Raw genomic sequence first — 26,274 nt, 5'->3', positions numbered from 1 at the left:
GCAAATGTGCGAAAACCTGAGAGCCCGATTTAAAAGGAGTTGAGCGATATCAGTAGTTTGTGATTCCCGTTTGGTGCTGAATCAAATGGGGTTTCCGATGACCTGGACTGCTATCGCTCGTGCTGAGCATAACCGTGATCGTTTGCGGTTTCCAAGTGATTTGACCGACCGGGAATGGGCACTGATCGCGCCGATGGTTCCCGCCGCCAAGCGCGGCGGTCGGCCCAGAACCACTGACATGCGCGATGTGGTGGAAGCGATCCTGTTTATTGCTTCGAGCGGATGCCAATGGCGCATGCTGCCGGATGATTTCCCACCTGTCTCGACCGTGCGCGGCTATTTCTATCGTTGGCGGGACAGTGGCCTTCTGGAAACCATGAACCAGCTTCTGGTGATGGCCGCACGCGAGATCGAGGGTAAGCAGGCTCAGCCCACCGCCGGCATCATCGACAGCCAGAGCGTCAAAACCACCGAAAGTGGCGGGATTTCGGGGTATGATGCAGGAAAGAAAATCAAAGGCCGCAAGCGCCATATCATCACCGACACGCTCGGCTTCCTGATCTTCGTGCTGGTCCACGGTGCCAACATTCAGGATCGTGATGGTGCTCCTGACCTGCTCAAGGCGATCCGCTTCCGCTGTCCCTGGCTGCGTCATATCTTTGCTGATGGCGGCTATGCTGGGGGCAAACTGAAGGATGCCATGCGAGGCCATGGCCGCTGGACAATCGAAATCGTCAAACGGTCCGATGCCGCAAAGGGCTTCGTCGTCCTGCCCCGCCGATGGGTGGTCGAGCGAACATTCGCATGGCTCAATCGATGCCGCCGTCTTGCCAAGGATTGGGAGAAATCCATCGCAAGCTCCACAGCCTTCGCCCATATCGCCAGCATCCGCATGCTCACCAGACGCATCGCAAGACACTCAATCTGCACGTGAACTTTTGAATCGGGCTCTGAGTAATGGCGGACAGGGCGGGATTCGAACCCGCGATAGAGTTGCCCCTATACACACTTTCCAGGCGTGCGCCTTCAACCACTCGGCCACCTGTCCGCGCGCATGGCCCGAGGGCGCATGACGGTTGATCGCGGATGGCTGAGCCATGCGATGCGATCGCATGGCGCTATGACCGGAGCGGGGCCAGAATGCAAGCGCCGTTCAGCCCCCGTCCCGGAAAATCGCCCATCGCGGCCGGCGAAGGCCTGACGCAGGGCCGGGGCGGCGTTGCCCTTGCGCGGCGGGCTGCGCCGGGGCACATCGGTGCAGGGAGTTTCGGTGTGATCAAGGCTATGTTCCGCATCTTCGCCTTCCTGACGCTGGCGGCCGGCTTCGTGGCGGCAGTGATGGATGGCGCGCGAACGCTGGCGAATGGCGTCCTCGCCTATGCCTCGCTCGCGGATGCCGGCTCACGCCTGCTGGGGGCGCGCTTTTCGGCGCTGCAGGCCTCGACCGAGGAGATCCATCCGCTGCTGTGGGATCCGCTGCTGGCGAGCCTCTTGATGACGCCCGCATCACTGGCGCTTTTGGCGGCAGGGCTGCTGTTCCATTTCATGGGCCGCAAGCAGGGCGGCGGCGTGGGCTACCTCACGCCGGGCTGAGCGATCACGCACAACTGACGTCGCTGCCCCTCGCAGCGCAGGGCACGGCGCATTACGTCCAAGCCTCAACGGGAGCCAAATCATGTTCTTCGCGCGCAAGAAGGCCGAAATGCCGGGTCCGGCCGACGCCCTGCCCGGGCGTCCCCACCCGATCGCGACCGCCCAGACTCATTTCGTCAATGGCAGGCCGCTGAAGGGGCCCTACCCCGAAGGCATTGAGACAGCCCTGTTCGGGCTCGGATGCTTCTGGGGAGCGGAGCGCAAGTTCTGGCAGATGGGCGAGGGCATCTGGGTGACAGCCGTGGGCTATGCTGGCGGGCACACGCCGAACCCGACCTATGAGGAGGCCTGCTCGGGCCTGACCGGCCACAATGAGGTGGTGCTTGTCGCGTTCGACCCCGCGCGTCTGCCCTATCGCGCACTGCTGCAGACGTTCTGGGAGAGCCATGACCCCACGCAAGGCATGCGGCAGGGCAATGATGTCGGCACGCAGTATCGCTCCGGCATCTACGGCGCGACGCCGGCGCAGATGGCGTTGGCGGAGACATCGCGCCGGGATTATGGCGCAGCGCTGGCGCGAAAGGGCTTCGGGCCCATCACGACAGAGACTGTGGAGGCGCCGCCCTTCTACTTCGCCGAAGCCTATCACCAGCAATACCTGGCCAGGAATCCGGGCGGCTACTGCGGGCTTGGCGGCACGGGCGTGGCCTGCCAGATCGGCGCCGGCGTTGATGCCTGAGGGGCCGTCGGGCGGGCGGCTGGTCAGACAGCGCCGGCCTTCCAGAGCGGCGATTCGCCCTCGATCAGCTTGCGGTGGCGGCCCAGTTCGGCAGCCAGCATGTCGAGCGCGGTGCGGATGCGCGGGCTCTGGCGGATGTCGGGGTGCGTGAGCAGCCAGAGAGCCGTGCCGAAATCCGGGTTCGGGGCCATGAGGCGCTTCAGGGCAGGCTTCTGGTCGCCGATGAAGCAGGGAAGCGGGCCGATGCCGATGCCGGCCTCGATGGATTCCGCGATGCCGAGCACCGCGGAGGTCTTCAGCACGATGCGCTCTGGCGCCACCCGGTCCCGGACATAGCGCGCCGCCTTCACATGGCCGAGCTGGTCGCCAAGGCAGATCCAGTCGCGATCGAACAGGGAGGCCGAATCGAAGGCCTCGGGCGTGACCAGCGCATCGTCGGCGCGACCGTAGACAGCCCAGGCCAGCGTGGCGAGGCGGCGGCCCACCAGCGTTTCGGGCGGTGAATCGCTCGCCCTGATCGCGATGTCGGCATCGCGCCTGGATAGGTTCAGCGCCTGGTTGCCGATGACGATGTCGATGCGGATGCCGGGATGCGCCTTCCGGAACGCCTCGATGATCGGGATCAGCAGATGCAGGAAGAGCGTGTCCGTCGTGGTGATCCTGACCTCGCCCGACGGCTCGATCTCGCGGCCGGCGATGCGCCGGGCGAAGGCGCTCACGTCGTCATCCATGCGCGAGGCCAGGGCGGCCATCTCCTCGCCGGCTGGGGTGGCGACATACCCGGTCTTGCGTCGCTCGAAGAGCGGCAGGCCGACCGCATCCTCGATCTGGCCCAGGCGGCGAAACACGGTGGAATGATTCACTTTGAGTGTGGCGGCGGCGCCGGTGAGCCCGCTCGAATCCGCAATGGCCTTGATCAGGCGGAAATCATCCCAGGACAGCGAGACCATCTTTATCCTTGCGAAAAAACAAGATTATATCTGGCATAACTGATATTTTCTTGCAAAAATGAAAATGTCAATGCTCCTGTCATCGCAGTTCCCTTCATAAGTCTCCCATCATGAGCGATATTCGCACGGCGGGCTATGGCCTTGCCGCCATCCGCATCGCCCTTGGCGTGATGTTCGCGGCCCATGCCGGGCGCAAGCTGTTTGCCTTCACCGTGCCGGGCTTTGCCGGCTTCCCCGGCCAGATCGGCCTGCCCGCAGCGCTGGCCTTGCCATTGCCATTGCCATTGCCATTGCCGTTGCCCGGCGCGCCGGCCGGTCCCGCCAGCGCCGGCTGAGCAGTCCGATCAGCGCGGCGCCGCGGCGCGGTCGAGGCGGTCACGGATCGCCTCGCCCAGCCCTTGCCGGGGAATGGGCGCGACGGCGATCACCGCCGCGCCGCTTGCATCGAGCTGGCGCAGGAGCGCAAAAAGGCGCGATGCCGCCTCGACGAGATCGCCCGAGGGGCTGAGGTTGGCACGCGAGCCGCCGCCATCCGCCACGGGATCAGGCCCGAATCCGAGCCAGGCCTCATCCTCGCGCGGGGCGGTGGCATTGAGCCTCAGCCGCGCGCGGGGCGCATAATGCGAGGCCAGTTGCCCCGGCGCCACGGGCGCTGAGGCATCATCCAGCCCCTCGGCCAGGCTGCAGCCCAGCACGCGCTCGGCCTCGGCGCGCGTCACGGCGCCGGGCCGCAGGAGACGCGGCGCACCGCCAAGGCAGGCAATGATGGTCGATTCCACGCCTACATCGCACGGGCCGGCATCGAGCACCGCATCGATGAGGCCATCGAGATCCGCCAGCACATGCGCGGCGCTGGTGGGGCTGACATGGCCCGAGCGGTTGGCCGAGGGCGCGGCCAGCGGCCTGCCAAGGGCGCGCAGCACCTGCAAGGTGACGGCATGGTCCGGCACGCGCAGGCCCACACTCGACAGTCCGGCCCGCGCCAGCTCGCACACCGTGCCGCCGGAGCTTGCCGGCACCACGAGCGTCAGGGGCCCCGGCCAGAAGACGCGGGCCAGGGCGAGGGCAGGCGCATCGAACACGCCTTCGCGCCGGGCCGCTGCGACATCGGGCAGATGCGCGATAAGCGGGTTGAAGGCGGGGCGGCCCTTGGCCGCATAGATCCGCGCCACGGCGGATGGGTCTGTCGCGTCCGCCGCGAGCCCGTAGACCGTTTCCGTCGGGACAGCCACGAGCCCGCCCTCGGCCAGGATCGCTGCCGCGCTCCCCACGCCCGCGGCGTCGGCCCCCAGACGGATGGTCGCCCGGCCGGGCGCGGCAGTTGACGACAATTCGTTCATATGTGAACTATCTGCGCTCGATCGGTGGCGGCGCGCTGCCGCCGGGCTGGACGCTTGGGTAGGCTTTAGCCCATCATGACGTCAATCGTCGTGATGGGCCGCGAAGGCCATCACCGCGTCCGCTCAACGAATGAGGATGCATGAGCATCCCGCAGGAGGTCATGCCATGCGCTATCGCCCGCCCGTCGACGAGATGCTGTTCACGCTGCGCCATGTGGCCGGTCTCGACCGGTCGATTGCCGAAGGCGTCTACCCCGATCTGTCGGTGGAGCTGGTCGGCTCCATCCTTGAAGAAGCAGGCAGGTTCGCCGCTGGCAGGATCGCGCCGCTCAACCGCGTGGGCGACCGTTTCGGCACGCCGCTCAAGGACGGGACCGTGACCATGCCGCCCGGATGGCGTGAGGTCTACGCCGCCTGGGCCGAGGGTGGCTGGAACGCGCTGCCCGCGAGGGAAGAGCATGGCGGCCAGGGCCTGCCGGCACTGGTCAACGCGCCATGCCTCGAAATGTGGAACGCCGCCAGCCTCGCCTTCGCACTGGGGCCGCTGCTGACTTGCGGCGCCATAGAGGCGCTCACCGTGCATGGCTCCGATGAGCTGAAGCAGCGCTATCTCGGCAAGCTCGTCTCCGGCGAATGGATGGGCACGATGAACCTCACCGAACCGCAGGCGGGCTCGGACCTCAGCGCGCTGCGCACGCGCGCCGAACGGCAGGCCGATGGCAGCTACCGCATCACGGGCCAGAAGATCTACATCACCTATGGCGAGCATGACCTGACCGACAACATCGTGCATCTGGTGCTGGCGCGCCTGCCGGATGCGCCGGCCGGCACGCGCGGCATATCGCTCTTCCTCGTTCCGAAGTTCATGGTCGGCGCGGGTGGTTCGCCCGGCGGGGCCAATGACGTGCGCTGCGCCGGCGTCGAGCACAAGCTTGGCATCCATGGCTCGCCCACCTGCACCATGGTGTTCGGCGACAAGGGCGGCGCTGTCGGCTACCTCATCGGCGAGGAGAATCGCGGCCTCGCCTGCATGTTCACGATGATGAACAACGCCCGGCTCGGGGTCGGCATCCAGGGCGTCGCCATCGCGGACCGTGCCTACCAGCAGGCGCTGGACTATGCGCAGGAGCGGCGCCAGGGACGCGCCGCAGGCCATGTCGGCGAAGGCATGAGCCCGATCATCGAGCATGCCGACGTGCGCCGCAACCTGATGACCATGCTCGCGCTCACCAATGCGTCGCGGGCGATCTGCTATCTCACCGCGGCGGAGCTCGACAGGGCGCACCATGTCGAGGACGCCGCCGCGCGCAAGGCCGCGGCCGAGATGGGCGCGCTTCTGACGCCGGTGGCCAAGGCGTTCTCGACCGACATCGGCGTCGAGGTGGCCTCGATCGGGGTGCAGGTCCATGGCGGCATGGGCTTCGTCGAGGAGACGGGCGCGGCCCAGCACATGCGCGATGCCCGCATCCTGACGATCTATGAAGGCACAAACGGCATCCAGGCCATCGACCTTGTCCAGCGCAAGCTGCCGCTTTCTGGGGGCGCCACGGTCCGCGCCGCGATCGCCCGCATGCGGAAGGTGCAGGGCGCCGTCGCCGCCAGCCGCAATCCGGCCTATGGGCAGGCTGCGGCCCGGCTGCGCGAGGGCATCGAGTGCCTCGATCGCGCCACGAGCTGGATCGAGGCCGCCGCGCGCGGCAACCGGCCCGAGGATGCGCTGGCGGGCGCCACGCCCTACCTGCGCCTCTTCGGCCTTGCCCAGGGCGCGGCCGGGCTTTGCCAGATCGCGCTGGCGGCGGAGGCGGCTTCTGCCTCCGGCGACACGAGCCCGGCCCATGCAGGGCGCATCGCCATCGCGCGCTTCTTCGCCGACAATATCCTGACCGGGGCGCAGGGCCTCGAGATCAGCGTGACCAGCGGCGCTGCGTCGGTGCACGACGCGCCGCTCGCGCTTGCCAGCTGACGCCGGGCTCGTGCCGGACCTCTCCAACCGCATCTGCCTGGTTGCCGGCGCCTCGCGCGGCGTCGGGCGCGGCGTGGCGCGGGCGCTGGGCGAGGCGGGCGCGACCGTGATCGTGACGGGGCGCTCGACCGAGACAGGCCAGCGCACTGAAGGACGCTCCGAAGTCATCGAGGACACAGCCCGCGAGATCGAGGCGGCAGGCGGGCGCGGGCACCATTACGTCTGCGACCACACCAGGGAACGCGAGGTGGACACGCTGGTGTCCTGGTGCCTGCGACGCTTCGGCCGCATCGATGTCCTGGTGAACGCCGTGTGGGGCGGCAATGAGGGCTTCGACGGGGAGCGCCATGCCGACGGCTCGCGCTTCGGCACGCCCTTCTGGCGGCGCGGGGCGGGCACGCTCGGCCATGCGCTTGAAACCGGCCTCTACGCCCAGTTCCTCACCTCCCGCGCGGTGGCGCCGGCCATGGTCTCGGCCCGCCAGGGGCTGATCGTGACGATCAGCTTCGACACGGGCGACGGCTATCTCGGCGATGTCGTCTATGACGGCGCGAAGGCCGCCATGAACCGGCTGTCGCTGGCCATGGGCCATGAGCTCAAGCCCTTCGGCGTGACGGCGCTGACGCTGTCTCCCGGCTTCGTGCGCACCGAGCGCGTGATCGAGGCGGGACAGGGTGCCGAAGCGACAGAGACGCCGCGCTATGCCGGACGCGCCATCGCGGCGCTCGCCGGCGACGAGGGCGTCATCCGCCATGCCGGGCAGGTTCTGCACGCCGCCGACCTCGCCCGGCGCTACCATTTCACAGATGATGACGGCTCCCAGCCCGAAAGGTTCCGCATCGACACCGAGGAGAGAACCCCATGACCGCCAAACCGCTTGCAGGCAAGACCGTCTTCATAACCGGGGGCTCGCGCGGGATCGGCCTCGCCATCGCGCTGCGCTGCGCGCGCGACGGAGCCAATGTCGCGATCGCGGCCAAGACCTCCGAGCCCCATGCCAAGCTGCCGGGCACGATCCACGAATCGGCCCGCCAGATCGAGGCGGCCGGGGGCCGGGCGCTCGCCATCCAGATGGATGTGCGCGAGGAGGACCAGGTGGCCGCAGCCATCGCCCGCACCGTGGAGACGTTCGGCGGCCTCGACATCCTCGTCAACAACGCCTCCGCCATCCAGCTCACCGACACGGCGAGCACCGACATGAAGCGCTATGATCTCATGCACGGGGTCAACACGCGCGGCGCCTTCGTGACGACCAAGCACGCGATGCCGCATCTGGCGAGGGGCTCCAACCCGCATGTGCTGATGCTCTCGCCGCCGCTCGACATGAAGGAGAAATGGTTCTCTCCCCATGTCGCCTACACCATGGCGAAATACGGGATGAGCATGTGCGTGCTCGGCTTTGCGGGCGAGTTCCGCCGCCATGGCATCGCTGTCAACGCGCTGTGGCCGCGCACCACCATCGCCACCAGCGCCATCAAGTATGTGGTGGGCGACCAGCTGATGCAGATGAGCCGCACGCCCGACATCATGGCGGATGCGGCCCATGCCATCTTCTGCAAGGATTCGCGCGCCTTCTCGGGCCATTTCCTGATCGACGACAGCTTCCTGGCCTCCGAAGGCGTCACCGACTTCCTGCCCTACCGCGTCGACCCCACCAGGCCGCTGGCGCCGGACTTCTTCGTGCCGGACGAGATGGCGCCGCCGCAGGGCGTGAAGGGCGGGATCTGAGGCGCACGCCCGGCGCCGTTCCGCAGCGGCGCGCCCCGAACGCGGCTTGCGGCATGAGCTTGACCAGGGCAGCCTGTGAAGCCAAAGAGATGGCCGCCACACAGGACATCGCCATGACCAACCCCGCCATGGACCCGACCCGGTCCTTCCAGGGCCTGCTGCTCACGCTTCAGCGCTTCTGGGCCGAACGCGGTTGCGTGATCCTGCAGCCCTATGACATGGAGGTCGGCGCCGGCACCTTCCATCCGGCCACGACGCTGCGCGCGCTGGGGCCGAAGCCGTGGAAGGCTGCCTATGTGCAGCCCTCGCGCCGGCCCAAGGATGGGCGCTATGGCGAGAACCCCAACCGGCTCCAGCACTATTACCAGTTCCAGGTGATCCTGAAGCCGAGCCCGCCTGATCTGCAGCAGCTCTATCTCGACAGCCTCGCCGCCATCGGCGTCGACCTCGCTCTGCACGATGTGCGCTTCGTCGAGGATGACTGGGAGAGCCCCACGCTGGGCGCATGGGGGCTGGGCTGGGAGTGCTGGTGCGACGGCATGGAGGTGTCGCAGTTCACCTACTTCCAGCAGGTGGCCGGCTTCGAATGCGCGCCGGTCGCGGGCGAGCTGACCTACGGGCTCGAGCGCCTCGCCATGTATGTGCAGGGCGTCGAGAACGTCTACGACCTTAACTTCAACGGGCTCGAAGGCGCGGCCAGGGTCACCTATGGCGATGTCTTCCTGCAGGCAGAGCAGGAGTATTCGCGGCATAACTTCGAGCATGCCGACACCGCCATGCTGTTCGAGCAGTTCCGCATGGTGGAGGCCGCCTGCCAGAAATACCTGGCCGCCGGCGAGCCCGAGGCCGGCTCCAACGACAATCACAGGCTTGCCCTGCCGGCCTATGACCAGTGCATCAAGGCATCGCACGTCTTCAACCTGCTCGACGCGCGCGGCGTGATTTCGGTCACCGAGCGCCAGGGCTACATATTGAGGGTGCGCGAGCTGGCCAAGGCCTGCGGCGCGGCCTACCTCAAGACAGAAGGCGGCGGCGCATGACGATCACAAGGCGCGCTGCGCTTCTGGCCCTTTCCGCCACGGCGGCGGCCCCTGCCCTCGCGCAGACCGCGCCGAAATCCGATCCGGCCGCGCCCATCCGCGCGCTCTATGCCAGGCCCGGCGCCGCCCGCAGCCGCGAGCCCTTCACGAAGCGTCTGCAGGCGCTGCGGGCTGCGGCGATCAAGCGTTCGCGCGAGCTCGAAGAACCCGTCTCGGGGCTGGATTTCGACTATTCCGTCAATGGACAGGACCATGAGGACGGCATGGCCCGCTCGGTCCGCATAGCGGTGCTGACGCAATCGGACTCAAGGGCCGAGGTGAAGGTCACCTTCCGCAATGGCGCGCCCCAGGAGCTGCGCTACGACATGGCGCTGGAGGGCGGCCGCTGGCTGGTGGACGATGTGCGCAGCCTGACCAACGACACGGCATGGGTGCTGTCCGAACTCTACCGCGAGGGCGCGGCGACGCCCAACTCCTGATCCGGCCTGTCCTGATCCGGCCTGTTCACGGCCGCGCCAGCCCCAGCGTGGCGAGGCCGGCCTCCACCACCTTCAGCATGAGCGAGGGCATGGGCTCGGCCTCTAGCGCCGCTAGCGGCGTGAAGCGCGCGCCGGGCGGGGCCGCGACATCGGCCGGCACCTCAGCCGCATACACCGCCAGCTCCAGCGGAAAATGGGTGAAGACATGGCGGACCGCGGCATTGCCCAGCCGCCACGAGGCCTCGAGCGGCGCGGCGCCAAGGGCCTGAGCAAGCTGGAACTCCGCGCTCCATGCTGATGTGGGCACCTCCGCCATCGAGCCCAGCAGGCCCCGGGGCGGCCTTGTCCTCAGCAGCAGGGCGCCATCGGCCCGGACGGCGACGAAGGCCGCGCCGCGCCGGAGCTTGCCCTCCTTCTTCGCCAGCTTGCGCGGGTGATTCTCGGGCTGGCCCGCCTGCCGCGCACGGCATGGCTCGCGCCAGGGGCACAGCGCGCAGGCAGGTTTTCGCGGCGTGCAGATGGTGGAGCCCAGGTCCATCAGAGCCTGCGCGAAATCGCCGGGGCGGTCCTGCGGCGCGAGCGCCAGCGTCGCTGCGTGAACCGCCCTGCGGCCGGCCGGCATCGGCGCCTCCAGCGCAAGCAGCCGCGAGATCACCCGCTCGACATTGCCATCCACGGCCGCGGCATGGCGGCTGAACGCGATCGCCGCCACGGCAGCAGCCGTGTAGGCGCCGATGCCCGGCAGCGCGCGCAGGCCTGCCTCGGTATCGGGGAAACGCCCGCCATGTTCGGCCACCACCGCCCTGGCGCAGGCATGCAGGTTGCGCGCGCGGCTGTAGTAGCCGAGCCCGGCCCAAGCGCTCATCACCGCTTCAGACGGCGCCTCGGACAGCGCGGTCACGGTCGGGAAGCGTTCCAGAAAGGCAGCGAAATAGGGCTTCACCGCCGTCACCGTGGTCTGTTGCAGCATGATTTCGGACAGCCACACCCGGTAGGGGTCTGGCCGCTCGCCGGGCAGGGCGCGCCAGGGCAGCGCGCGGCGGTGGCGGTCATACCAGGCCATGAGGCTGGCCGAAGCTTCGTGCGGAGCGATCTCACCCATGGGGCTGCTATAGCCGGCGGCGGTCCCGGGGCAAGCGGCGCGGTTGGACCTGCGCGCCGCGCCATGGCATCATGACCGCATGAACCCGCCATCCACAAGACGCCGCAGCGCGGCGAAGCCGCTGGCCGACATGATCGGGCAGGCCATGGCGCCGGCGCTCGCAGCCAAGGGCTTCGCGGGCCGCGAGATCATCGCAGGATGGGCCGGAATCGTTGGCGAGCGGCTGGCCGCGCGCTCGCGCCCGCTCAAGATCGACTGGCCCCGCATCCGCCCCGGCGCCGATGGCGACAGGGGCGAGCCGGCGACGCTGGTGGTGCTGGTGGAGAGCGCCTTCGCGCCCGAGCTTCAGCATGCGGCCCCGCTCCTGATGGCGCGGATCAACGCGCATCTGGGCTGGCCTGCGCTGGGCAAGGTCGCGCTCAGGCAGGGACCGGTCGCGCAAGGGGCGAGCCGGCGCCCCGCGCCGCCGGCGCTGGAGCCTGAGGCCGTGGCGCGGGTCGAACATGCGGCGCAGCCGATCGCCGGGCCGGAGCTGCGCGATGCCGTGACGCGGCTGGGGCTGGCGATCAGCCGCCGGGCAGCAGCCGGAACCCGCGGGACTGGCGAAAACGTGTAGGAACGGAATGCTTGCCTTGACGATCAGGCCGTTTATGGTCCGGCGTCACTGGCAGTGCTTGAGAGGATTGATGATGACGACTCGTCGCGAGGTGATGCTGGGTGGCGCTGCCATCGGCGCGATGCTGGCTTCGGGCACGACCCGGAGCCTTGCCCAGTCGAGCCTGAACATGGGCGAGGTGCTCGCCGCAACCAACCCGCTTCTGCCCGATCTCGTCTATGGCCCGGCTGATGCCAGGGTCACGATCATCGAGTATGCCTCGACGACCTGCTCGCACTGCGCACGCTTCCACAATGACGTGTTCCCCGATCTCAAGGCGAAATATGTCGACACCGGCAAGGTGCGGTTCATCTTCCGCAACTTCGTGCTGAACCCGCTCGACATGGCAGCGTCCATGCTGTCGTATTGCGGCCCGGCCGAGCGCCGCGGCGCCTTCGTGGAGTTTCTTTTCAAGCAGCAGGAGCGCTGGGCCTTCACCAGCACCCCGCTCGATGCCCTGCTCACGGCCGCGCGGCAGGCCGGTTTCACACAGGAAAGTTTCAACGCCTGCTTGCAACGCCAGGATTTGTATGACGCCCTGACCGCCGTCAAGGACAAGGCGGCGGACGGCTTCAAGGTCAGTTCGACGCCGACCCTGATCATCAACGGGCAGGTCCATCGCGGTGCTCTCACCATGCCTGAACTCGACAAGATCCTGCAACCCCTCATCGGGGCCTGATCTGGCACGCTCCCAGCAGGCGCGCGCGGCATGAAGCTGACGCGCCTCAAGCTGACAGGCTTCAAATCCTTCGTCGAGGCCACCGAGTTCCATATGGAGCCGGGCCTGTCGGGCATTGTCGGGCCCAATGGCTGCGGCAAGTCCAATCTCGTCGAGGCCCTGCGCTGGGTCATGGGCGAAAGCTCGTTCAAGAACATGCGCGCCTCGGGCATGGATGACGTGATCTTCGCCGGGTCCGGCGCGCGCCCGGCGCGCAATGTCGCGGAAGTCGGCCTCACCCTCGACAATGCCGACCGCAAGGCGCCGGCGCAGTTCAACGATGCCGATGTGCTCGAGATCACCCGCAGGATCGAGCGCGAGGAAGGCTCGACCTACCGCGTCAACGGCAAGGAGGTGCGCGCGCGCGACGTGCAGCTGCTCTTCGCCGACGCAGCCACAGGTTCGCGCTCCCCGGCGCTGGTCCGCCAGGGCCAGATCAGCGAGATCATCTCGGCGAAGCCCCAGTCGCGCCGCCGCATTCTCGAGGATGCCGCCGGAATCGCGGGCCTGCATTCGCGCCGGCACGAGGCCGAGCTGCGCCTGCGCGCAGCGGAGGACAATCTCGTCAGGCTCGAGGATGTGCTGCGCGAGATCGAGAGCCAGATCGAGGCCCTCAGGCGGCAGGCGCGGCAGGCCGGGCGCTACAAGTCGCTGGCGGCGGACATCCGCGCGGCGGAGGCCCTGCTGGCCGCGATCAGCTACCGGGAGGCGCGCGATCAGGCTGCGGCGGCGGAGCGCGCCGCGGAGGCAGCGCTGCGCGATGTCGCGGAGGCCACCCGCATCCAGGCGGAGACGGCCCGGCATCAGGCCGTGGCCGCCCATGCCCTTCCAGCACTGCGCGAGGCGGAAGCCGCAGCCGCGGCCGCGCAGACGCGGCTGAAGCGCGCGCTCGATGAGCTCGAGGCAGAGGACAGGCGCGCCCGGCAGCGCAGCGAGGAGCTGAAGCGCCGCATCGCCGAGCTCGAGGCGGATCTGGCGCGCGAGGCGGCGGTGGCGGCCGACGCCCAGGCCAGCCTTGGCCACCTCGGCGAGGAGGAGGCGAGACTCGAGCGCGAGCGCGAGGGCAGCGTGGACGCCCGCCTCGACGCGGTGGAGAGTCAGGGACAGGCCGACGCCGCGCTGGCGGAGGCCGAGGCCGCGCAGGGGCGGGCGCAGGCCGCGCTCTCGGACCTGACGGCCCGGCGCGGCGCGCTCGAACGCGGCCTGCGCGAGGCCGCAGACCGAGCGGGGCGGCACCGCATGGAGCGCGAGGGGCTCGAGCGCGCACTCCAGGCGCTCGATGCCCAGAGCGGGGCAGGCGCCGCCATGGAGACCTTGCAGGCCGCGCTCGCGGAGGCCGAGGCGCAGGCCGCTGCCGCCGAGACTGCGGCGCTGGCCGCACGAAGCGCGCTGTCGGCCGTGCGCGAAGCCGAAGCGCGGGCCCGCATGCCGCAGCTGGAGGCCGAGCGCACGGCGCAGCGGCTCGAAACGGAGGTGCGCACGCTGCAGAAACTGCTGTCGCGTTCCGCCGGGGATTTGTGGCCTCCTGTCGTGGAACAGATGGCGGCGCAAAAGGGCTTCGAGACGGCGCTGGGTGCCGCGCTCGGCGATGATCTCGACGCCTCTTCGAACCCGTCCGCGCCCGCTCACTGGCGCGAGGTTGAAGGAAGCGAAGCCGATCCGGCACTGCCGGGAGGCGCCGAGCCGCTTGCGGGCAAGGTCCGCGCGCCGGCCGCGCTCGCGCGGCGGCTTCATCAGATCGGGGTCGTGTCCCGCGCCGACGGGCCGCGGCTGATGCGTGAGCTCAGGGTCGGGCAGCGGCTGGTGTCAAAGGAAGGGGACCTCTGGCGCTGGGACGGGTTCGTCGCCGCCGCGGAAGCTCCGACGCCCGCAGCGCGGCGCCTCGCCGAGAAGAACCGCCTCGGCGACCTCGAACGGGAGGCGCAAGCCGCCCGCGAAGCCGCCGAGGCCGCGCGCGAGACGCTTGACGCTGCGCAGGGTGCCGTCAAGCGCGCCGCCAGCTCGGAAGCTGCCGCAGTCGAGGCGGCCCGCGAACAGCGCCGTCGCTTCGATGCAGCCCGCGACCAGATCAGCGCGGCCGAGCGCAGGATGTCCGAGACGGCATCGCGGCGCGCCAGCCTTGTCGAAGGCGTCGGGCGGCTGAGCGCCGCCGAGGCCGAAGCGGGTCTGGCACGTACGCAGGCGGAAAGCGAGCTGGGCGCGCTGAGGCCGCCGCCGGAAATGGAGGCGGCGCTTTCCGCCGCGCGCACGCTGGTGGCCGAGCGCCGAGGCCTCGCCGCCGAGGCGCGGGCGCTGAGCGACTCGCTGGTCCGCGAGGATGCAGGCCGCCGCGACAGAATCGCGGCCGTGAGGGTGGAGACCGGGCGCTGGAACGAGCGTCTGCAGCGCTCGGAAGCGGCTCGCGCCGAGGCTGCGCGCCGTCGGGACGCGGCCGCCAGCGAAGCCGCAGCCCTGGCCGACGCGCCCGATACGTTCCTGGTGCGCCGCCGCGAGCTTGTGGCGGCCATCGAGCAGGCGCAGGCGGCCCATCGCAGCGCCGCCGATGATCTCGCCCGCGGCGAAACGCTGCAGGCGCAGGCCGACCGCGCAGCGCGCCTGGCGCTCGACGCGATGGCCGGCACGCGGGAGGCGCGCGCCGCCGCCGATGCGCGCGTGGAGGCGGCGGCCGCCCGTCTCGATGGCGTGACGCGGCTCGTCACCGAAACGCTCGAGACGACGCCGGCAGGGCTTTTCGCGCTGGCGGGGCTCAAGCCGGGCGACACGCTGCCAGCCGCCGCCGAGACGGAGCGCCGGCTCGCCACGCTCAAGGGCGATCGCGAGAGGCTGGGCGCGGTCAACCTGCGGGCCGACGACGAACTCGCCGGGGTCGAGGCCAAGCACGCCGTGCTGACGCGGGAACGCGACGACCTCTCCGAAGCCATCCGCAGGCTGCGGCAGGCCATCGGCTCGCTCAACCGCGAAGGCCGCGAGCGGCTGCTGGCAGCGTTCGAGGTCGTCAACGGGCATTTCAAGCGCCTGTTCGGCGTCCTGTTCGGCGGCGGCGAAGCGGAGCTGACGCTGATCGATTCGGATGATCCGCTCGAAGCGGGGCTGGAGATCCTCGCAAGGCCGCCGGGCAAAAAGACGCAGGTGATGTCGCTGCTGTCAGGCGGCGAGCAGGCGCTGACAGCCACGGCGCTGATCTTCGCGGTGTTCCTGACGAACCCGTCCCCGATCTGCGTGCTCGACGAGGTGGACGCGCCGCTCGACGACGCCAATGTCGAGCGCTTCTGCGACCTGCTGCGCGACATGACCGCGCAGACCGAGACGCGCTTCATCGTCATCACCCACAATCCCATCACCATGGCGCGGATGGACCGGCTCTATGGGGTGACCATGGCGGAACGCGGCGTCTCGCAGCTTGTCTCGGTCGATCTCGAGACGGCGGAGCGCATACGCGAGGCCGTGTGAGGGCGTGGGGCGGCGCAGACTTGCGCAGAAAGCGCAGCCACCTACATTTCGCCATTTATTTTCAAAGACTTGGATGCAGCCTCGCGGTCCTTGACAGTGTCAGGTGGCGAAAATATGTTGCGCCCGGTTTCGGAAGGCGGGTTCCTGCCCTTCCCCTGAAGGATGCGGCGCAGCCGCTCCGGTTGTGAAGGTCTGACGATGTCGGAACAGAACAAGCAGGGGGATCGTGCTTCGGCAGGGTCTGACCCTTCGCCCGAGACCGAGCTTTCGGCGAAACTCCGCCAACTTGACGCCCGCCTGGCAGATCTGCGCAGCGGGCACATGGCCGATCAGGAGCCGAAGGGCCGCCTTGCGGGCGACCACTCGGCGCTGGCGCGTGGCCTCAGGCTTGTGTCGGAATTTGTCGCGGGCATAGCGGCAGGCGGCATTCTGGGGTGGCTGATCGATCGCTACGGGGGCGCTCAGCCGTTCGGACTGTTGATTGGACTTATGTTTGGGTTTGCAGCGGGCCTCAGAAACCTGTATCGCGCCACTCAAAGCAAATCTGGTCCGCCTCCGGGACCCTCAAAGGGGCCGCCGCGCTGACGAGATTTGTTTGGCGGTCTGCAAGACCGACGCCCGATTGTGATGCGAAGCAGAGACGAAGAGCGCCATGGCAAGCCCGCTTGACCAATTCGAAATCAAGCCGATCGTGTCTCTGGGCCGGATCGGGAACTCCGAGATCGCCTTCACCAATTCATCGCTGTTCATGATGCTGGTGGTCGGCGCCATCGGCCTGTTCTTCATGGCCGCCACCGCGCAGCGCGCCGTGGTGCCGGGCCGCATGCAGGCCCTCGCCGAAATGCTCTACGAGTTCGTGGCCAGCACGCTGAGAAGCGCCGCCGGCAAGGAAGGCATGCAGTTCTTCCCGCTTGTCTTCTCCCTTTTCCTGTTCGTGCTCACGGCCAACTTCGTCGGCATGATACCGGGCGCCTTCACCGTCACCAGCCACATCATCGTGACCTTCGCGCTGGCGATGGTGGTGATCTGCACGGTGATCGTGGTGGGCTTCATCAAGCATGGCACCCATTTCCTGGATCTTTTCGTGCCGAAGGGCGCGCCCGCGCTGCTGGTGCCTTTCCTGGTCGTGATCGAGGTGATCTCCTTCCTCTCCCGACCGATCTCGCTCGGCATGCGCCTTTTCGCGAACATGCTGGCCGGCCACATCGCGCTCAAGGTGTTCGCCGGCTTCGTCGTGTCGCTCGGCGCGATCGGCATCGGCGGCGTGCTCGGCGCCACCTTGCCGCTCGGCATGATCGTCGCGCTCACCGCCTTCGAATTCCTCGTTGCTTTCCTGCAGGCCTATGTCTTCACGATCCTGACCTGCGTGTATCTCAACGACGCCCTCCACCCCGGACACTGAGCGATCGGCGCCGGATCCTTCCCGCAGTCCAAACTTACGACGTCAAGGAGTCACCACATGGACGCTTCTGCTGCTGCGCTGATCGGCGCAGGTCTCGCCTGCCTCGGAATGGGCCTCGCCGCCATCGGCGTCGGCAACATCTTCGGCAACTTCCTCTCGGGCGCCCTGCGCAATCCGTCGGCTGCTGACAGCCAGTTCGGCCGCGCCTTCGTCGGCGCCGCGCTTGCGGAAGGGCTGGGCATCTTCGCGCTCGTCGTCGCGCTGCTTCTGCTGTTCCGCTGAGGCGCGGAACGGGTCCGGGCGGGTCGTGGCCGCGCCACATCCGCGCCGGACTCCGGAATTTTCCTTGCGACGTTTCGAGGTAGCTGACGATGGCGACACCGCAGACCGCGGGCACACAGGTTCCGGGCGGCGCTCCTGCCGGACCGGGCTTTCCCCCGTTCAAGACCGAAACCTTCGCCTCGCAGCTGCTGTGGCTGGCGATCTTCTTCGGCCTGCTCTACTGGCTGGTGTCGAAGGTGTTCGCTCCCCGGCTGAGCGAGGTCATCGAAGGCCGGGCCTCGCGCATCGCCCGTGACCTGGACGAGGCAGCGGCCGCGCGCACCCGCGCGCAAGAGGCTGGCGTCGCCTATGAAAAGGCGCTGGCCGAGGCCCGAAATCGTGCGCAGGCGATCGCACAGGACAAGCGCGCAGAGGTCAACGCGGCCGTCGAGGCCCGCCGCGCCGCGCTCGAACACGATCTGAGCGCCAAGCTCGGCGCCGCCGAAGCGCAGATCACAGCGAGCAAGGACAAGGCCATGGCCAGCGTCGCAGGCATCGCCGCGGAAGCGGCGGCCGCCATCGTGCAGCGGCTCGGCGGCTCGGCTCCTTCCTCCGGTGAAGTCGACGCGGCCCTCAAGTCCGTCATGAAGGCCTGAGGAGCGGCAGATGCTGAGCAACACCTATCTCTGGAGCGCCGTCGGCCTCGTCATCTTCTTCGCGCTGATGGTGCGCTTCGGCGTGCACCGCATGGTGCTGAAGGCGCTGGATTCGCGCGGGGAGGCCATTGCGGCCGAACTGGCCGAGGCCAAGAAGCTGCGTGATGACGCCCAGGCGCTGCTGGCCGAATACAAGGCCAAGCGCAACGCGGCCGAGGCGGAAGCCGCGGCCATCGTCGCGGCTGCTCAGGAAGATGCCGAGCGGCTGGCGAAGGAAGCGGAGGCCAAGCTGGCCGACTTCATCACGCGCCGCACCAGGAATGCGGAGCTCAAGATTGCCCAGGTCGAGGCGCAGGCGTCGGCAGATGTGCGCGCCGCAGCGGCGGATGCCGCCACGCGAGCCGCCGAGCAGGTGCTGCGGGGCCAGATGGCGGGGCCCGCAGGCGCCACCATGCTCAGCCGCAGCCTTGGCGACATCAAGGGCAAGCTGAACTGATTTCGGCGAAGCGTCCGTTCAATCAGGACCGAAGGCCGGCGCAGCGGTGCGCCGGCCTTCTTCATTTGCAGCATCCCATCCTGCGTGCTGCGGACCGGAGTCACGCGCTCAGCTGGCCTTGATCCCGGCTTCGGTGATGAGCTTGCCCCATTTGTCCATCTCGGCCTTGAGGAAGGCTGACAGCTGGTCCGGGCTGGAGGCGACCACCTCGGCCCCGAGCGTCGCCATGCGCTGCTGGACCTGAGGGTCGGCCATCACGGTGGATGTATCGGCGCTGAGCTTCGCCAGCACGCTGTCGGGCGTTCCCTTCGGCGCGAAGATGGCGAACCAGGACGAGACATCGAAGCCGGGCACGGTCTCGGCGATGGGTGCGAACTCCGGCGTGGTGGGAGAGCGCTTCGCCGTGGTGATGCCGAGTGCCCGGATGGAGCCGGCGCGGACATGGGTCACTGCCTGGGTGATGTTGTCGAAGATGAGATCGATGCGGCCGCCGATCAGATCCTGCGTGGCCTGGGCCGTGCCGCGATAGGGCAGATGCACCATGTCGGTGCCGGTCAGCTTGCGGAACAGCTCGCCCGAGAGATGAACCGAGGTGCCGACGCCCGACGAGCCATAGGTCAGCTTGCCGGGATTGGCCCTGGCGAAGGCGATCAGCTCGGGGACCGTGCGCGCGGCCACATGATTGCCCACCACGAGCAGGTTGGGCACCAGCGCCAGCAGGCTGACGGGGCGGAAATCAGCGACCGGATCATAGTTCAGCTTCGGATAGAGGAACTGGTTGGTCGCCATGCCGACGGAGACGATCAGCAGCTGGCTGCCATCCTGCTCGCCCCTGGCCACCTGCTCCGTGCCGATGTTGCCGCCCGCGCCCGGCTTGTTCTCGACGACGAGGTTCGTGCCCCAGAGCTGGCCGATGCGCTCGGCCCAGATGCGGGCGATGATGTCGGTGGCCCCGGCGGGCGGAAACGGCACGACGAGCTTGACAGTGCGCGAGCCGGGAAAGGCTCCCTGCGCGCGGACGATTGCGGGGCTGGCGAGCGGGCCGGCCAGCGCGCCGGCGCCGAGCGCGCAGAGCATCGCACGGCGGTCGATCATCTTGGTCATTGAACCTCCCTGTGCGCCTCGTGGCGGGCGCTGCGGGGGCATGATGCAAGGGCTGGCGGCCGGCGTCCAGTGGGGCGGCGCGCCGCTCAGGCGGCCAGCCGCGCGCCCACCAGCCTGCGCAGTTCGCGCATGTCCTTGACGAAGCCGCGAATGCCCTCGGACAGCTTCTCGGTCGCCATGGCGTCCTCGTTGAGCGCATGGCGAAACGCCTTTTCGTCGAGCTGCGCCATGGGCGCGGCGCGCTGGCCGGCCGGAGGCGCAAGCGCGCGCGGCAGATCGCCTTGCGCGGCGGCCAGCTCATCGAGCAGGGCAGGAGAGATGGTGAGCCTGTCGCAACCGGCCAGGGCCTCGATCTCGCCGATGTTGCGGAAGGACGCGCCCATCACCACCGTCGGCACGCCATGGGCCTTGTAATGGTCATAGATGGCGCGGACCGAGACGACGCCCGGATCGGTGTGCGCGGTGTAGGGCCCGCCGCCGGCCTTCACGTGCCAATCGAGGATGCGGCCCACGAAGGGCGATATCAGGAAAACCCCGGCATCGGCGCAGGCCTGCGCCTGGGCCATCGAGAACAGCAAGGTGAGATTGCAGTCGATGCCATCGCGCTGCAGCACGCGCGCTGCCTGGATGCCCTCCCAGGTGGCCGCGACCTTGATGAGGATGCGCGAGCGATCGACCCCGCGCGCCGCATAGTCGGCGATCAGCGCGCGGCCCTTGGCGATGCTGCCATCGGTGTCGAAGGAGAGATCGGCATCGACCTCGGTGGAGACGCGGCCCGGAACGAGCTTGCACAGCTCCGCGCCGAAGGTGACGGCCAGCCGATCGCAGACAGCCCCGGTGCGCGCCTCGATCGTGCCGCCCGCACCGTGCCCCCAGCGCACAGCCTCATCCACCAGCACGGCATAGGCCGGCATCGCGGCGGCCTTCAGGATCAGGGTCGGGTTGGTGGTGCAATCCACGGGCTTGAGCCGGCGCACGGCTTCGATGTCGCCGGTATCGGCGACGATCGTGGTCATGGCGGCGAGCTGGTCGAGCTTTGAGGTCATGAGGCGTTCCGAATGATCAGGGATGTGATCCGAGGCATAAAGCGCGACGAGCGGGCTGTCACGCCCGTTCAGCCCTGCTGCGCGCGTGAGCGGCCGCGCAGGCGGGACGGCCAAAGCGATCTCGAGTTTCATGCAACTGTCACAGCCTTTGCCTAGGCGGCTTCACAGGATATGAAGACAGCCGGGGAGAGACAGACATGAGACGTTATCCAATGCGCCTGCTGGCCGCGACACTTGCGGGATCGATTCTGGCAGGCGCCGCCTGCGCGCAGGAAGGCAAGCTGCTGCTCTACACCAGCCAGCCCAACACCGACGCGCAACAGACCATCGACGCCTTCCGGGCCAGGTTTCCCAAGGTCGAGGTCTCGTTCGTGCGCGATGGCACGCCGCGCATCATGGCCAAGCTGCAGGCAGAGTTCGCCGCCGGGCAGGCGCAGCCGGACGTGCTGCTGATCGCGGATTCCGTGACCATGGAAGCGCTCAAGCGCGACAATCGCCTGCTTGCCCACCCAGGCGCAGCCGTGGCGGCCTATGACGCCGCGCTCCACGACAAGGACCGCACCTGGTTCTCCACCAAGCTGATCACCACCGGCATCGTCTACAACGCCCGCGCCCCTATGGTCCCGACCTCCTGGGCGGACCTCGCGAAGCCTGAAGCCAGGGGCCAGCTCGCCATGCCCTCGCCGCTGGCCTCGGGCGCGGCCCTCATCCACACCGTGACGCTGGCGCGCAACCTGCCCAATGGCTGGGGCTATTACGAGGCGCTGCAGAAGAACGGCGCCCTCGCGGCCGGGGGCAATGGCGACATCCTGCGCCAGGTCGCGACCGGCGAGAAGCTTTACGGGATGATCGTCGATTTCATGCCGATCCGCGAGAAGGCCAAGGGCGCGCCCGTGAACTTCGTCGTGCCCTCCGAAGGACTTTCGGCCGTGACGGAGCCGGTGGCCATCCTGCGCACCGCCAGAAATCCCGAAGCCGCCAGAGCCTTCGTGGACTTCCTGCTTTCAAGGGAGGGCCAGGAACTCGCCCGCAAGCAGGGCTACATTCCGGCCCATCCGGAGGTGTCGCCTCCGGAGGGCTTCCCTGCCCGCTCCAGCATGAAGCTCATGGCCTTCGACCCCGCCGCCGCGCTGGCGGAGGAAGCGGCCAGCCGCAAGCGCTTCGCCGACATCTTCGGACAGTGACCCCAGGTCGTGACGCTGGCGTTCGGCAGGTCTGAAGCGCCGTCGAGGCTGGCGCGCGATGGCATGGCCGTGATGGCGCTGCTGGCGCTGGCGGTCGTGCTGTTCGGGCTGATGCCGCTCGGGCGCCTGCTGTTCACAGCGCTGGCGCCAGCGGGGGCGCTGTCCTTCGAGACCGTGGCGGCCCAGATCGGCAGCCGCGCCACGGGCCTCGCCACCTGGCGCACCATCGAGACGGCCGGCATTTCGGCCTTCGGCGCGGTGGCGCTGGGTTCGAGCTTCGCCCTGACGCTGGCGCTCACCGACATCCGGGCCAAGCGGGTCCTCGCCTTCCTGTTCGTGTTCTCGCTTATGGTGTCGCCGCAGGTCATCGCGCTCGCCTTCCTCAGCCTGGCCGGTCCTGCCTCGCCGCTGCTCGGCGTCATCGGCCTTGCGCCAGCCCCGGGCACGCCCAACCCGCTCCTTGGACGGGAGGGCGTGATCCTCGTGATGGCGCTGCATCATGCGCCGCTCGTGGCGATCACGGTCTGGGCCGGGCTGCGCTATGTGCCGCGTTCGGTGATCGAGGCAGCGCGTGTGGAGGGCGCGTCGGGCTGGCAGATCCTGCGCCATATCGTCGCCCCGCTCCTGCGCGGCAATTTCATCGCCGCCGGCCTGCTGGCCTTCGTCGCGGGAGTCGGGAACTTCGGCATACCGGCGCTGATGGGGATGCCGGTGAACTATCTTACCTTGCCGACCCTGATCTACCGCAGGCTGACAAGCTTCGGCCCGTCGGTCCTGTCGGACATGGCAGCGTTGGCGCTGATCGTCGCCCTCATGGCCGCGCTCGGCACGGTCATCGGCGCGATGCTGATGCGCCGCAGCGTCGGCAAGGTCGATGTCGAGGCGCGCATGGCGCCCTTCGTGGCGCTTGGCCGCATCCGGCTGCCAGTCGAGGCGCTGCTGTGGTGCCTTCTCGCCGTGAAGGTGGGGCTGCCCTTCCTGTCGCTGGCGCTCGATGCGCTGCGCCCTGCCCTCGGCGTGCCCCTGAGCCTTGCCACGGTCACTGTCGACAAGTTCGCCGAGGTTCTGGTGCGGCAGGACGTGACCACGCGGGCCTTCCGCAACTCCTTCCTGATGGCGGGCACGGCGGCGGCCCTGCTGTGCATCCTGTCGATCCTGTTCGCCTATGCGCTCGAGCGCCGGCTCAAGCGCGCGCGCCCCTTCATCGAGGCGGCGATCGAAGCGCCCTATGCGCTGCCTGGCGTGGTGCTGGCGATCGCCTGCATCCTGCTCTTCCTCAAGCCGCTGCCCTTGCTGGGCATCAGCATCTACGGCACGGTCTTCATCATCCTGTTCGCCTATCTGGCCCGTTTCCTCGCCCCTGCGCTCAAGCCTGCGCTGGCGGCGATGGGGCAGATCGAGGCCCATCACGAGGATGCGGCGCGGCTCGACGGCGCGACCTACTGGCAGCTGATGCGCTTCATCGTGGCGCCGATCCTGCTGCCCGCGGCAAGCGCCGGGGCGCTGCTGGTGTTCCTCGTCGCCTTCAACGAACTCACCGTTTCGGCGCTGCTATGGTCAGCCGGCACCGAGACGCTTGGTGTGGTGCTGTTCAGCCTGAAGGAAACCGGACTTGCCGGCGAGGCCGCAGCCGTCGCCATCAGCGCCAGCGCCGTGATCCTGGGCGTGATGCTGCTGCTCGACCGGCTGGCGGGCCGCCTCCCGGAAGGCGTCCTGCCCTGGCGGTTGTGATCGGCCTCAAGCTGCCGCCATCGCCGGAGCCATGGCGGCCTCGCCCTGGAAAAGCGCCCTCGCCGCCCTGGCCTCGCGCACGATGAAATCCACCGTGTTGCGCACCCGCGCCACGTCCTTCAGATCGGCATGGACCACGAGCCAGAAGGAGCGCTGGATCGACACCTTGTCGGCCAGGACCTGCACGAGGCCGGCATGGTGCTGGGCCATGAAGCTTGGCAGCACGCAAACGCCCCCGCCTGCCGCCGTCAGCGCCATCTGGGCGTTGAGGTTGGAGCTCTGGGTGCGGGCCCTGAGCCCCCTGGAGACCTCGTCGAGATAGTCGAGCTCTGGCGTGAAGATGAGATCGTCGATGTAGCCGATGACGGAATGGGCATGCAGGTCGTCAGGCTCCGCGATGGCGGGGGCGCTGGCCAGATAGGCCGGCGCCGCGTAGAGCCCGAGCCGGTAATCGACCAGCTTGCGCGCCACGATCTTGCCCTCCTTGGGCGGCGCGAGCGTGATCGCCACATCCGCCTCGCGCTTGGAGAGCGAGAGCAGGCGCGGCATGGCGACGAGTTGCAGCTCCAGCGCCGGCGAGGCGGCCATGAATTTTGCAAGGCGCGGAGCCAGGAAGCTGGTGCCGAAGCCATCGGGCGCGCCGACGCGCACCACGCCGGACAACGCCATGTCCGCGCCGCCGATCTCGCTCTGGATCGAGAGCGCGTCCGTCTCCATGCTTTCCGCCTTGGCAAGAAGCCGCTCGCCATGCGCGGTCAGGGCATAGCCTTGCGGGCGCCGTTCGAACAGCTTGGCCTTGAGGGATGTCTCCAGCGAGGAAATGCGCCGCGAGACCGTGGCGTGGTCGGCGCCCAGCCGCCGCGCCGCCGAGGTCAGGCGGCCCGAACGGGCCACGGCGAGGAAGAATCTGAGGTCGTCCCAGTCGAAGCGTTCCATCCCCCAGCTCCCGCTTTTTTGCACAGGTCAGCGTCACCAATACGTGTAGCCGTGCGGTAATGGCAATGCTAGAGCGCTCGCCAACAAGAATGATCCGCGGCGTTCGGGGAGGACCCAGCATGATCACCTATGGCCATTTCATCGGCGGCAAACACGTCGCAGGCACGTCAGGCCGCTTCGCGGATGTCTTCCAGCCCATGGATGGGAGCGTGCGCGGGCGCGTCGCGCTCGCCTCGACGGCCGAACTGACGGCGGCGGTGGCCGACGCCAAGGCGGCGCAGCCGGCCTGGGCGGCCACCAACCCGCAGCGCCGCGCGCGTGTGCTGATGAAGTTCGTCGATCTCGTGGCGCAGCACCATGACGAGCTGGCCGACATCCTCGCCCGCGAGCACGGCAAGACCATTCCCGACGCCAAGGGCGACATCCAGCGCGGCGTAGAGGTGATCGAGATGTGCATCGGCGCACCGCACCTGCTCAAGGGCGAGTACACCGACGGCGCCGGCCCCGGCATCGACATCTACTCCATGCGCCAGCCCCTCGGCGTGGTGGCGGGCATCACGCCGTTCAACTTCCCGGCGATGATCCCGATGTGGAAGCTCGGCCCTGCCATCGCCTGCGGCAACGCCTTCATCCTCAAGCCGTCGGAGCGTGATCCGGGCGTGCCGATGCGCCTTGCCGAACTGATGATCGAGGCCGGCCTGCCGCCGGGCATCCTGAACGTCGTCAACGGCGACAAGGAGAGCGTGGACGCGATCATCGACGATCCGGACATACAGGCCATCGGCTTCGTGGGCTCCACCCCGATCGGCCAATACATCTACGGGCGCGGCTGCGCCAACGGCAAGCGCGTGCAGGCCTTCGGCGGCGCCAAGAACCACATGGTCATCATGCCGGATGCCGACATGGATCAGGCGGTGGACGCGCTGATCGGCGCAGGCTACGGCGCGGCGGGCGAACGCTGCATGGCCATCTCGGTCGCGGTTCCCGTTGGCGAGGCCACGGCCACTGAGCTGGTGAAGCGGCTCATTCCGCGCGTCGAAAGCCTCAAGGTGGGCCCCTCGACCGATGGTTCGGCCGATTTCGGACCGCTGGTGACGAAGGCCCATCTGGAGCGCGTCAAGGGCTATGTCGATCTCGGGATCAAGGAAGGCGCCACGCTGGCGGTGGATGGCCGCGGCTTCACCATGCAGGGCTACGAGAACGGCTTTTACATGGGCGGGTGCCTGTTCGACCATGTCACGACCGACATGAAGATCTACAGGGAAGAGATCTTCGGGCCGGTGCTCTCGGTGGTCCGCGCGCCCGACTACGCCGCCGCGCTCAAGATGACCAACGATCACGAGTATGGCAACGGCACCGCCATCTTCACGCGCGATGGCGACGCCGCCCGCGATTTCGCCTCGAAGGTGCAGGTCGGCATGGTGGGCGTCAACGTTCCGATTCCCGTACCCTTGGCCTATCATACCTTCGGCGGCTGGAAGCGCTCGGCCTTCGGCGACCTCAACCAGCACGGCCCGGACGCATTCCGCTTCTACACCAAGACCAAGACCGTGACCGCCCGCTGGCCGAGCGGCGTCAAGGACGGCGCCAGCTTCGTCATCCCCACCATGGGCTGAGCGAGGCGGCACGCCCCGTTTGACCGATCTCGCCCGCGCTGCTCGCAATCGCCGTCATCACATATTACCTGCTGAATATGATGAC

General features: G+C 68.4%; 26 protein-coding genes and 1 tRNA gene. 20 read left to right on the top strand and 7 right to left on the bottom strand.

Annotated features, from left to right (window positions below):
- Nucleotides 1-97 precede the first annotated feature (97 nt).
- The gene (locus tag HEQ16_04410; GenBank protein MCO4053298.1) at nt 98-934 is read left to right on the top strand and encodes an IS5 family transposase; all 837 of its coding nucleotides are present in this window, start codon (nt 98-100) and stop codon (nt 932-934) included.
- Between the two features lie 24 nt (nt 935-958).
- On the opposite strand, the gene HEQ16_04405 is transcribed toward HEQ16_04410, so the two are convergent.
- A tRNA-Ser gene (locus HEQ16_04405) sits at nt 959-1,048 on the bottom strand.
- A 92-nt stretch (nt 1,049-1,140) separates the two neighbouring features.
- Between HEQ16_04405 and HEQ16_04400 the strand changes: the two genes are divergently transcribed.
- Together HEQ16_04400 and msrA are read left to right on the top strand one after the other, a co-directional pair.
- A complete protein-coding gene (locus tag HEQ16_04400; protein ID MCO4053297.1) occupies nt 1,141-1,593 on the top strand; it encodes a hypothetical protein in 453 nt (150 codons plus the stop codon).
- An 82-nt stretch (nt 1,594-1,675) separates the two neighbouring features.
- Nucleotides 1,676-2,332 carry a peptide-methionine (S)-S-oxide reductase MsrA gene (gene msrA / locus HEQ16_04395; protein ID MCO4053296.1) on the top strand — a complete coding sequence of 219 codons (657 nt, stop codon included), beginning with the start codon at nt 1,676-1,678 and terminating at the stop codon, nt 2,330-2,332.
- Nucleotides 2,333-2,355: 23 nt separating this feature from the next.
- Here the strand turns inward: msrA and HEQ16_04390 are convergent, their stop codons facing one another.
- Nucleotides 2,356-3,282: a LysR family transcriptional regulator gene (locus HEQ16_04390; GenBank protein MCO4053295.1), complete on the bottom strand. Its 927-nt coding sequence runs from the start codon at nt 3,280-3,282 to the stop codon at nt 2,356-2,358.
- 110 nt (nt 3,283-3,392) lie between these two features.
- Here HEQ16_04390 and HEQ16_04385 point away from each other — a divergent pair, with 110 nt between their 5' ends.
- Entirely contained in the window at nt 3,393-3,617 is a 225-nt protein-coding gene (locus HEQ16_04385) for a DoxX family membrane protein (protein MCO4053294.1), read from the top strand.
- Nucleotides 3,618-3,626: 9 nt separating this feature from the next.
- Here HEQ16_04385 and HEQ16_04380 read toward each other — a convergent pair whose 3' ends face one another.
- Complete coding sequence (locus HEQ16_04380; GenBank protein MCO4053293.1) at nt 3,627-4,622, bottom strand: threonylcarbamoyl-AMP synthase; 996 nt, start codon at nt 4,620-4,622, stop codon at nt 3,627-3,629.
- A 166-nt stretch (nt 4,623-4,788) separates the two neighbouring features.
- Between HEQ16_04380 and HEQ16_04375 the strand changes: the two genes are divergently transcribed.
- The 5 genes from HEQ16_04375 to HEQ16_04355 all read left to right on the top strand — a co-directional run bounded on the left by HEQ16_04375 (nt 4,789) and on the right by HEQ16_04355 (nt 9,832).
- Nucleotides 4,789-6,585, top strand: coding sequence for an acyl-CoA dehydrogenase (locus HEQ16_04375; GenBank protein ID MCO4053292.1), 1,797 nt, complete (start codon nt 4,789-4,791; stop codon nt 6,583-6,585).
- Nucleotides 6,586-6,595: 10 nt separating this feature from the next.
- Nucleotides 6,596-7,450 carry an SDR family NAD(P)-dependent oxidoreductase gene (locus HEQ16_04370; protein ID MCO4053291.1) on the top strand — a complete coding sequence of 285 codons (855 nt, stop codon included), beginning with the start codon at nt 6,596-6,598 and terminating at the stop codon, nt 7,448-7,450.
- Nucleotides 7,447-8,313: an NAD(P)-dependent oxidoreductase gene (locus tag HEQ16_04365; GenBank protein ID MCO4053290.1), complete on the top strand. Its 867-nt coding sequence runs from the start codon at nt 7,447-7,449 to the stop codon at nt 8,311-8,313. The genes HEQ16_04370 and HEQ16_04365 overlap by 4 nt, the downstream gene beginning before the upstream one ends.
- 128 nt (nt 8,314-8,441) lie before the next feature.
- Nucleotides 8,442-9,353, top strand: coding sequence for a glycine--tRNA ligase subunit alpha (locus tag HEQ16_04360; protein ID MCO4053289.1), 912 nt, complete (start codon nt 8,442-8,444; stop codon nt 9,351-9,353).
- Nucleotides 9,350-9,832: a DUF3828 domain-containing protein gene (locus HEQ16_04355; protein MCO4053288.1), complete on the top strand. Its 483-nt coding sequence runs from the start codon at nt 9,350-9,352 to the stop codon at nt 9,830-9,832. Before HEQ16_04360 ends, HEQ16_04355 begins: the two co-directional genes overlap by 4 nt.
- Before the next feature lie 25 nt (nt 9,833-9,857).
- Here the strand turns inward: HEQ16_04355 and mutY are convergent, their stop codons facing one another.
- Nucleotides 9,858-10,934: an A/G-specific adenine glycosylase gene (gene mutY, locus HEQ16_04350; GenBank protein MCO4053287.1), complete on the bottom strand. Its 1,077-nt coding sequence runs from the start codon at nt 10,932-10,934 to the stop codon at nt 9,858-9,860.
- A gap of 79 nt (nt 10,935-11,013) precedes the next feature.
- Here mutY and HEQ16_04345 point away from each other — a divergent pair, with 79 nt between their 5' ends.
- The 8 genes from HEQ16_04345 to HEQ16_04310 all read left to right on the top strand — a co-directional run bounded on the left by HEQ16_04345 (nt 11,014) and on the right by HEQ16_04310 (nt 18,572).
- Nucleotides 11,014-11,550: a DUF721 domain-containing protein gene (locus HEQ16_04345; GenBank protein MCO4053286.1), complete on the top strand. Its 537-nt coding sequence runs from the start codon at nt 11,014-11,016 to the stop codon at nt 11,548-11,550.
- 94 nt (nt 11,551-11,644) lie between these two features.
- A complete protein-coding gene (locus tag HEQ16_04340) occupies nt 11,645-12,268 on the top strand; it encodes a DsbA family protein (GenBank protein ID MCO4053285.1) in 624 nt (207 codons plus the stop codon).
- A 30-nt stretch (nt 12,269-12,298) separates the two neighbouring features.
- Nucleotides 12,299-15,757, top strand: a complete 3,459-nt coding sequence (gene smc / locus HEQ16_04335) for a chromosome segregation protein SMC (protein ID MCO4053284.1) — start codon at nt 12,299-12,301, stop codon at nt 15,755-15,757.
- Between the two features lie 198 nt (nt 15,758-15,955).
- Complete coding sequence (locus HEQ16_04330) at nt 15,956-16,342, top strand: AtpZ/AtpI family protein (protein ID MCO4053283.1); 387 nt, start codon at nt 15,956-15,958, stop codon at nt 16,340-16,342.
- 67 nt (nt 16,343-16,409) lie between these two features.
- Complete coding sequence (locus tag HEQ16_04325) at nt 16,410-17,159, top strand: F0F1 ATP synthase subunit A (GenBank protein ID MCO4053282.1); 750 nt, start codon at nt 16,410-16,412, stop codon at nt 17,157-17,159.
- Between the two features lie 57 nt (nt 17,160-17,216).
- Nucleotides 17,217-17,441, top strand: coding sequence for a F0F1 ATP synthase subunit C (locus HEQ16_04320; protein ID MCO4053281.1), 225 nt, complete (start codon nt 17,217-17,219; stop codon nt 17,439-17,441).
- Between the two features lie 89 nt (nt 17,442-17,530).
- The gene (locus tag HEQ16_04315) at nt 17,531-18,076 is read left to right on the top strand and encodes a F0F1 ATP synthase subunit B' (protein ID MCO4053280.1); all 546 of its coding nucleotides are present in this window, start codon (nt 17,531-17,533) and stop codon (nt 18,074-18,076) included.
- Between the two features lie 10 nt (nt 18,077-18,086).
- On the top strand, nt 18,087-18,572 hold the full coding sequence (locus HEQ16_04310) for an ATP F0F1 synthase subunit B (protein MCO4053279.1): 486 nt from the start codon (nt 18,087-18,089) through the stop codon (nt 18,570-18,572).
- Between the two features lie 108 nt (nt 18,573-18,680).
- On the opposite strand, the gene HEQ16_04305 is transcribed toward HEQ16_04310, so the two are convergent.
- Nucleotides 18,681-19,649 (bottom strand): tripartite tricarboxylate transporter substrate binding protein, encoded by a 969-nt coding sequence (locus HEQ16_04305; GenBank protein ID MCO4053278.1) that lies wholly within the window; start codon nt 19,647-19,649, stop codon nt 18,681-18,683.
- A gap of 113 nt (nt 19,650-19,762) precedes the next feature.
- A complete protein-coding gene (gene tal, locus HEQ16_04300) occupies nt 19,763-20,722 on the bottom strand; it encodes a transaldolase (protein MCO4053277.1) in 960 nt (319 codons plus the stop codon).
- Nucleotides 20,723-20,919: 197 nt separating this feature from the next.
- Here tal and HEQ16_04295 point away from each other — a divergent pair, with 197 nt between their 5' ends.
- Nucleotides 20,920-21,906, top strand: a complete 987-nt coding sequence (locus tag HEQ16_04295; protein MCO4053276.1) for an ABC transporter substrate-binding protein — start codon at nt 20,920-20,922, stop codon at nt 21,904-21,906.
- Between the two features lie 63 nt (nt 21,907-21,969).
- Nucleotides 21,970-23,637 carry an iron ABC transporter permease gene (locus tag HEQ16_04290; GenBank protein ID MCO4053275.1) on the top strand — a complete coding sequence of 556 codons (1,668 nt, stop codon included), beginning with the start codon at nt 21,970-21,972 and terminating at the stop codon, nt 23,635-23,637.
- Nucleotides 23,638-23,643: 6 nt separating this feature from the next.
- On the opposite strand, the gene HEQ16_04285 is transcribed toward HEQ16_04290, so the two are convergent.
- Nucleotides 23,644-24,573 carry a LysR family transcriptional regulator gene (locus HEQ16_04285; protein MCO4053274.1) on the bottom strand — a complete coding sequence of 310 codons (930 nt, stop codon included), beginning with the start codon at nt 24,571-24,573 and terminating at the stop codon, nt 23,644-23,646.
- Nucleotides 24,574-24,692: 119 nt separating this feature from the next.
- On the opposite strand from HEQ16_04285, the gene HEQ16_04280 reads away from it, so the two are divergent.
- Nucleotides 24,693-26,189 carry a CoA-acylating methylmalonate-semialdehyde dehydrogenase gene (locus tag HEQ16_04280; protein MCO4053273.1) on the top strand — a complete coding sequence of 499 codons (1,497 nt, stop codon included), beginning with the start codon at nt 24,693-24,695 and terminating at the stop codon, nt 26,187-26,189.
- Nucleotides 26,190-26,274: the final 85 nt, after the last annotated feature.

This window comes from Bosea sp. (in: a-proteobacteria), assembly GCA_023910605.1.
Lineage (GTDB): Bacteria > Pseudomonadota > Alphaproteobacteria > Rhizobiales > Beijerinckiaceae > Allobosea.
This window is presented reverse-complemented; position numbering and strand designations above follow the sequence as displayed.

Bases quoted from the DNA above. Each gene is read 5' to 3' on its own strand.
- HEQ16_04305 (MCO4053278.1), bottom strand. From the start codon at position 19,649: ATGCTCTGCGCGCTCGGCGCCGGCGCGCTGGCCGGCCCGCTCGCCAGC.
- HEQ16_04310 (MCO4053279.1), top strand. From the start codon at position 18,087: ATGCTGAGCAACACCTATCTCTGGAGCGCCGTCGGCCTCGTCATCTTC.
- HEQ16_04330 (MCO4053283.1), top strand. From the start codon at position 15,956: ATGTCGGAACAGAACAAGCAGGGGGATCGTGCTTCGGCAGGGTCTGAC.
- HEQ16_04365 (MCO4053290.1), top strand. From the start codon at position 7,447: ATGACCGCCAAACCGCTTGCAGGCAAGACCGTCTTCATAACCGGGGGC.
- HEQ16_04320 (MCO4053281.1), top strand. From the start codon at position 17,217: ATGGACGCTTCTGCTGCTGCGCTGATCGGCGCAGGTCTCGCCTGCCTC.
- tal (MCO4053277.1), bottom strand. From the start codon at position 20,722: ATGACCTCAAAGCTCGACCAGCTCGCCGCCATGACCACGATCGTCGCC.
- HEQ16_04385 (MCO4053294.1), top strand. From the start codon at position 3,393: ATGAGCGATATTCGCACGGCGGGCTATGGCCTTGCCGCCATCCGCATC.
- HEQ16_04360 (MCO4053289.1), top strand. From the start codon at position 8,442: ATGGACCCGACCCGGTCCTTCCAGGGCCTGCTGCTCACGCTTCAGCGC.
- smc (MCO4053284.1), top strand. From the start codon at position 12,299: ATGAAGCTGACGCGCCTCAAGCTGACAGGCTTCAAATCCTTCGTCGAG.
- HEQ16_04315 (MCO4053280.1), top strand. From the start codon at position 17,531: ATGGCGACACCGCAGACCGCGGGCACACAGGTTCCGGGCGGCGCTCCT.
- HEQ16_04325 (MCO4053282.1), top strand. From the start codon at position 16,410: ATGGCAAGCCCGCTTGACCAATTCGAAATCAAGCCGATCGTGTCTCTG.
- HEQ16_04410 (MCO4053298.1), top strand. From the start codon at position 98: ATGACCTGGACTGCTATCGCTCGTGCTGAGCATAACCGTGATCGTTTG.
- HEQ16_04390 (MCO4053295.1), bottom strand. From the start codon at position 3,282: ATGGTCTCGCTGTCCTGGGATGATTTCCGCCTGATCAAGGCCATTGCG.
- HEQ16_04285 (MCO4053274.1), bottom strand. From the start codon at position 24,573: ATGGAACGCTTCGACTGGGACGACCTCAGATTCTTCCTCGCCGTGGCC.
- mutY (MCO4053287.1), bottom strand. From the start codon at position 10,934: ATGGGTGAGATCGCTCCGCACGAAGCTTCGGCCAGCCTCATGGCCTGG.
- msrA (MCO4053296.1), top strand. From the start codon at position 1,676: ATGTTCTTCGCGCGCAAGAAGGCCGAAATGCCGGGTCCGGCCGACGCC.
- HEQ16_04295 (MCO4053276.1), top strand. From the start codon at position 20,920: ATGAGACGTTATCCAATGCGCCTGCTGGCCGCGACACTTGCGGGATCG.
- HEQ16_04280 (MCO4053273.1), top strand. From the start codon at position 24,693: ATGATCACCTATGGCCATTTCATCGGCGGCAAACACGTCGCAGGCACG.
- HEQ16_04380 (MCO4053293.1), bottom strand. From the start codon at position 4,622: ATGAACGAATTGTCGTCAACTGCCGCGCCCGGCCGGGCGACCATCCGT.
- HEQ16_04340 (MCO4053285.1), top strand. From the start codon at position 11,645: ATGCTGGGTGGCGCTGCCATCGGCGCGATGCTGGCTTCGGGCACGACC.
- HEQ16_04345 (MCO4053286.1), top strand. From the start codon at position 11,014: ATGAACCCGCCATCCACAAGACGCCGCAGCGCGGCGAAGCCGCTGGCC.
- HEQ16_04400 (MCO4053297.1), top strand. From the start codon at position 1,141: ATGCAAGCGCCGTTCAGCCCCCGTCCCGGAAAATCGCCCATCGCGGCC.
- HEQ16_04290 (MCO4053275.1), top strand. From the start codon at position 21,970: ATGGCCGTGATGGCGCTGCTGGCGCTGGCGGTCGTGCTGTTCGGGCTG.
- HEQ16_04355 (MCO4053288.1), top strand. From the start codon at position 9,350: ATGACGATCACAAGGCGCGCTGCGCTTCTGGCCCTTTCCGCCACGGCG.
- HEQ16_04375 (MCO4053292.1), top strand. From the start codon at position 4,789: ATGCGCTATCGCCCGCCCGTCGACGAGATGCTGTTCACGCTGCGCCAT.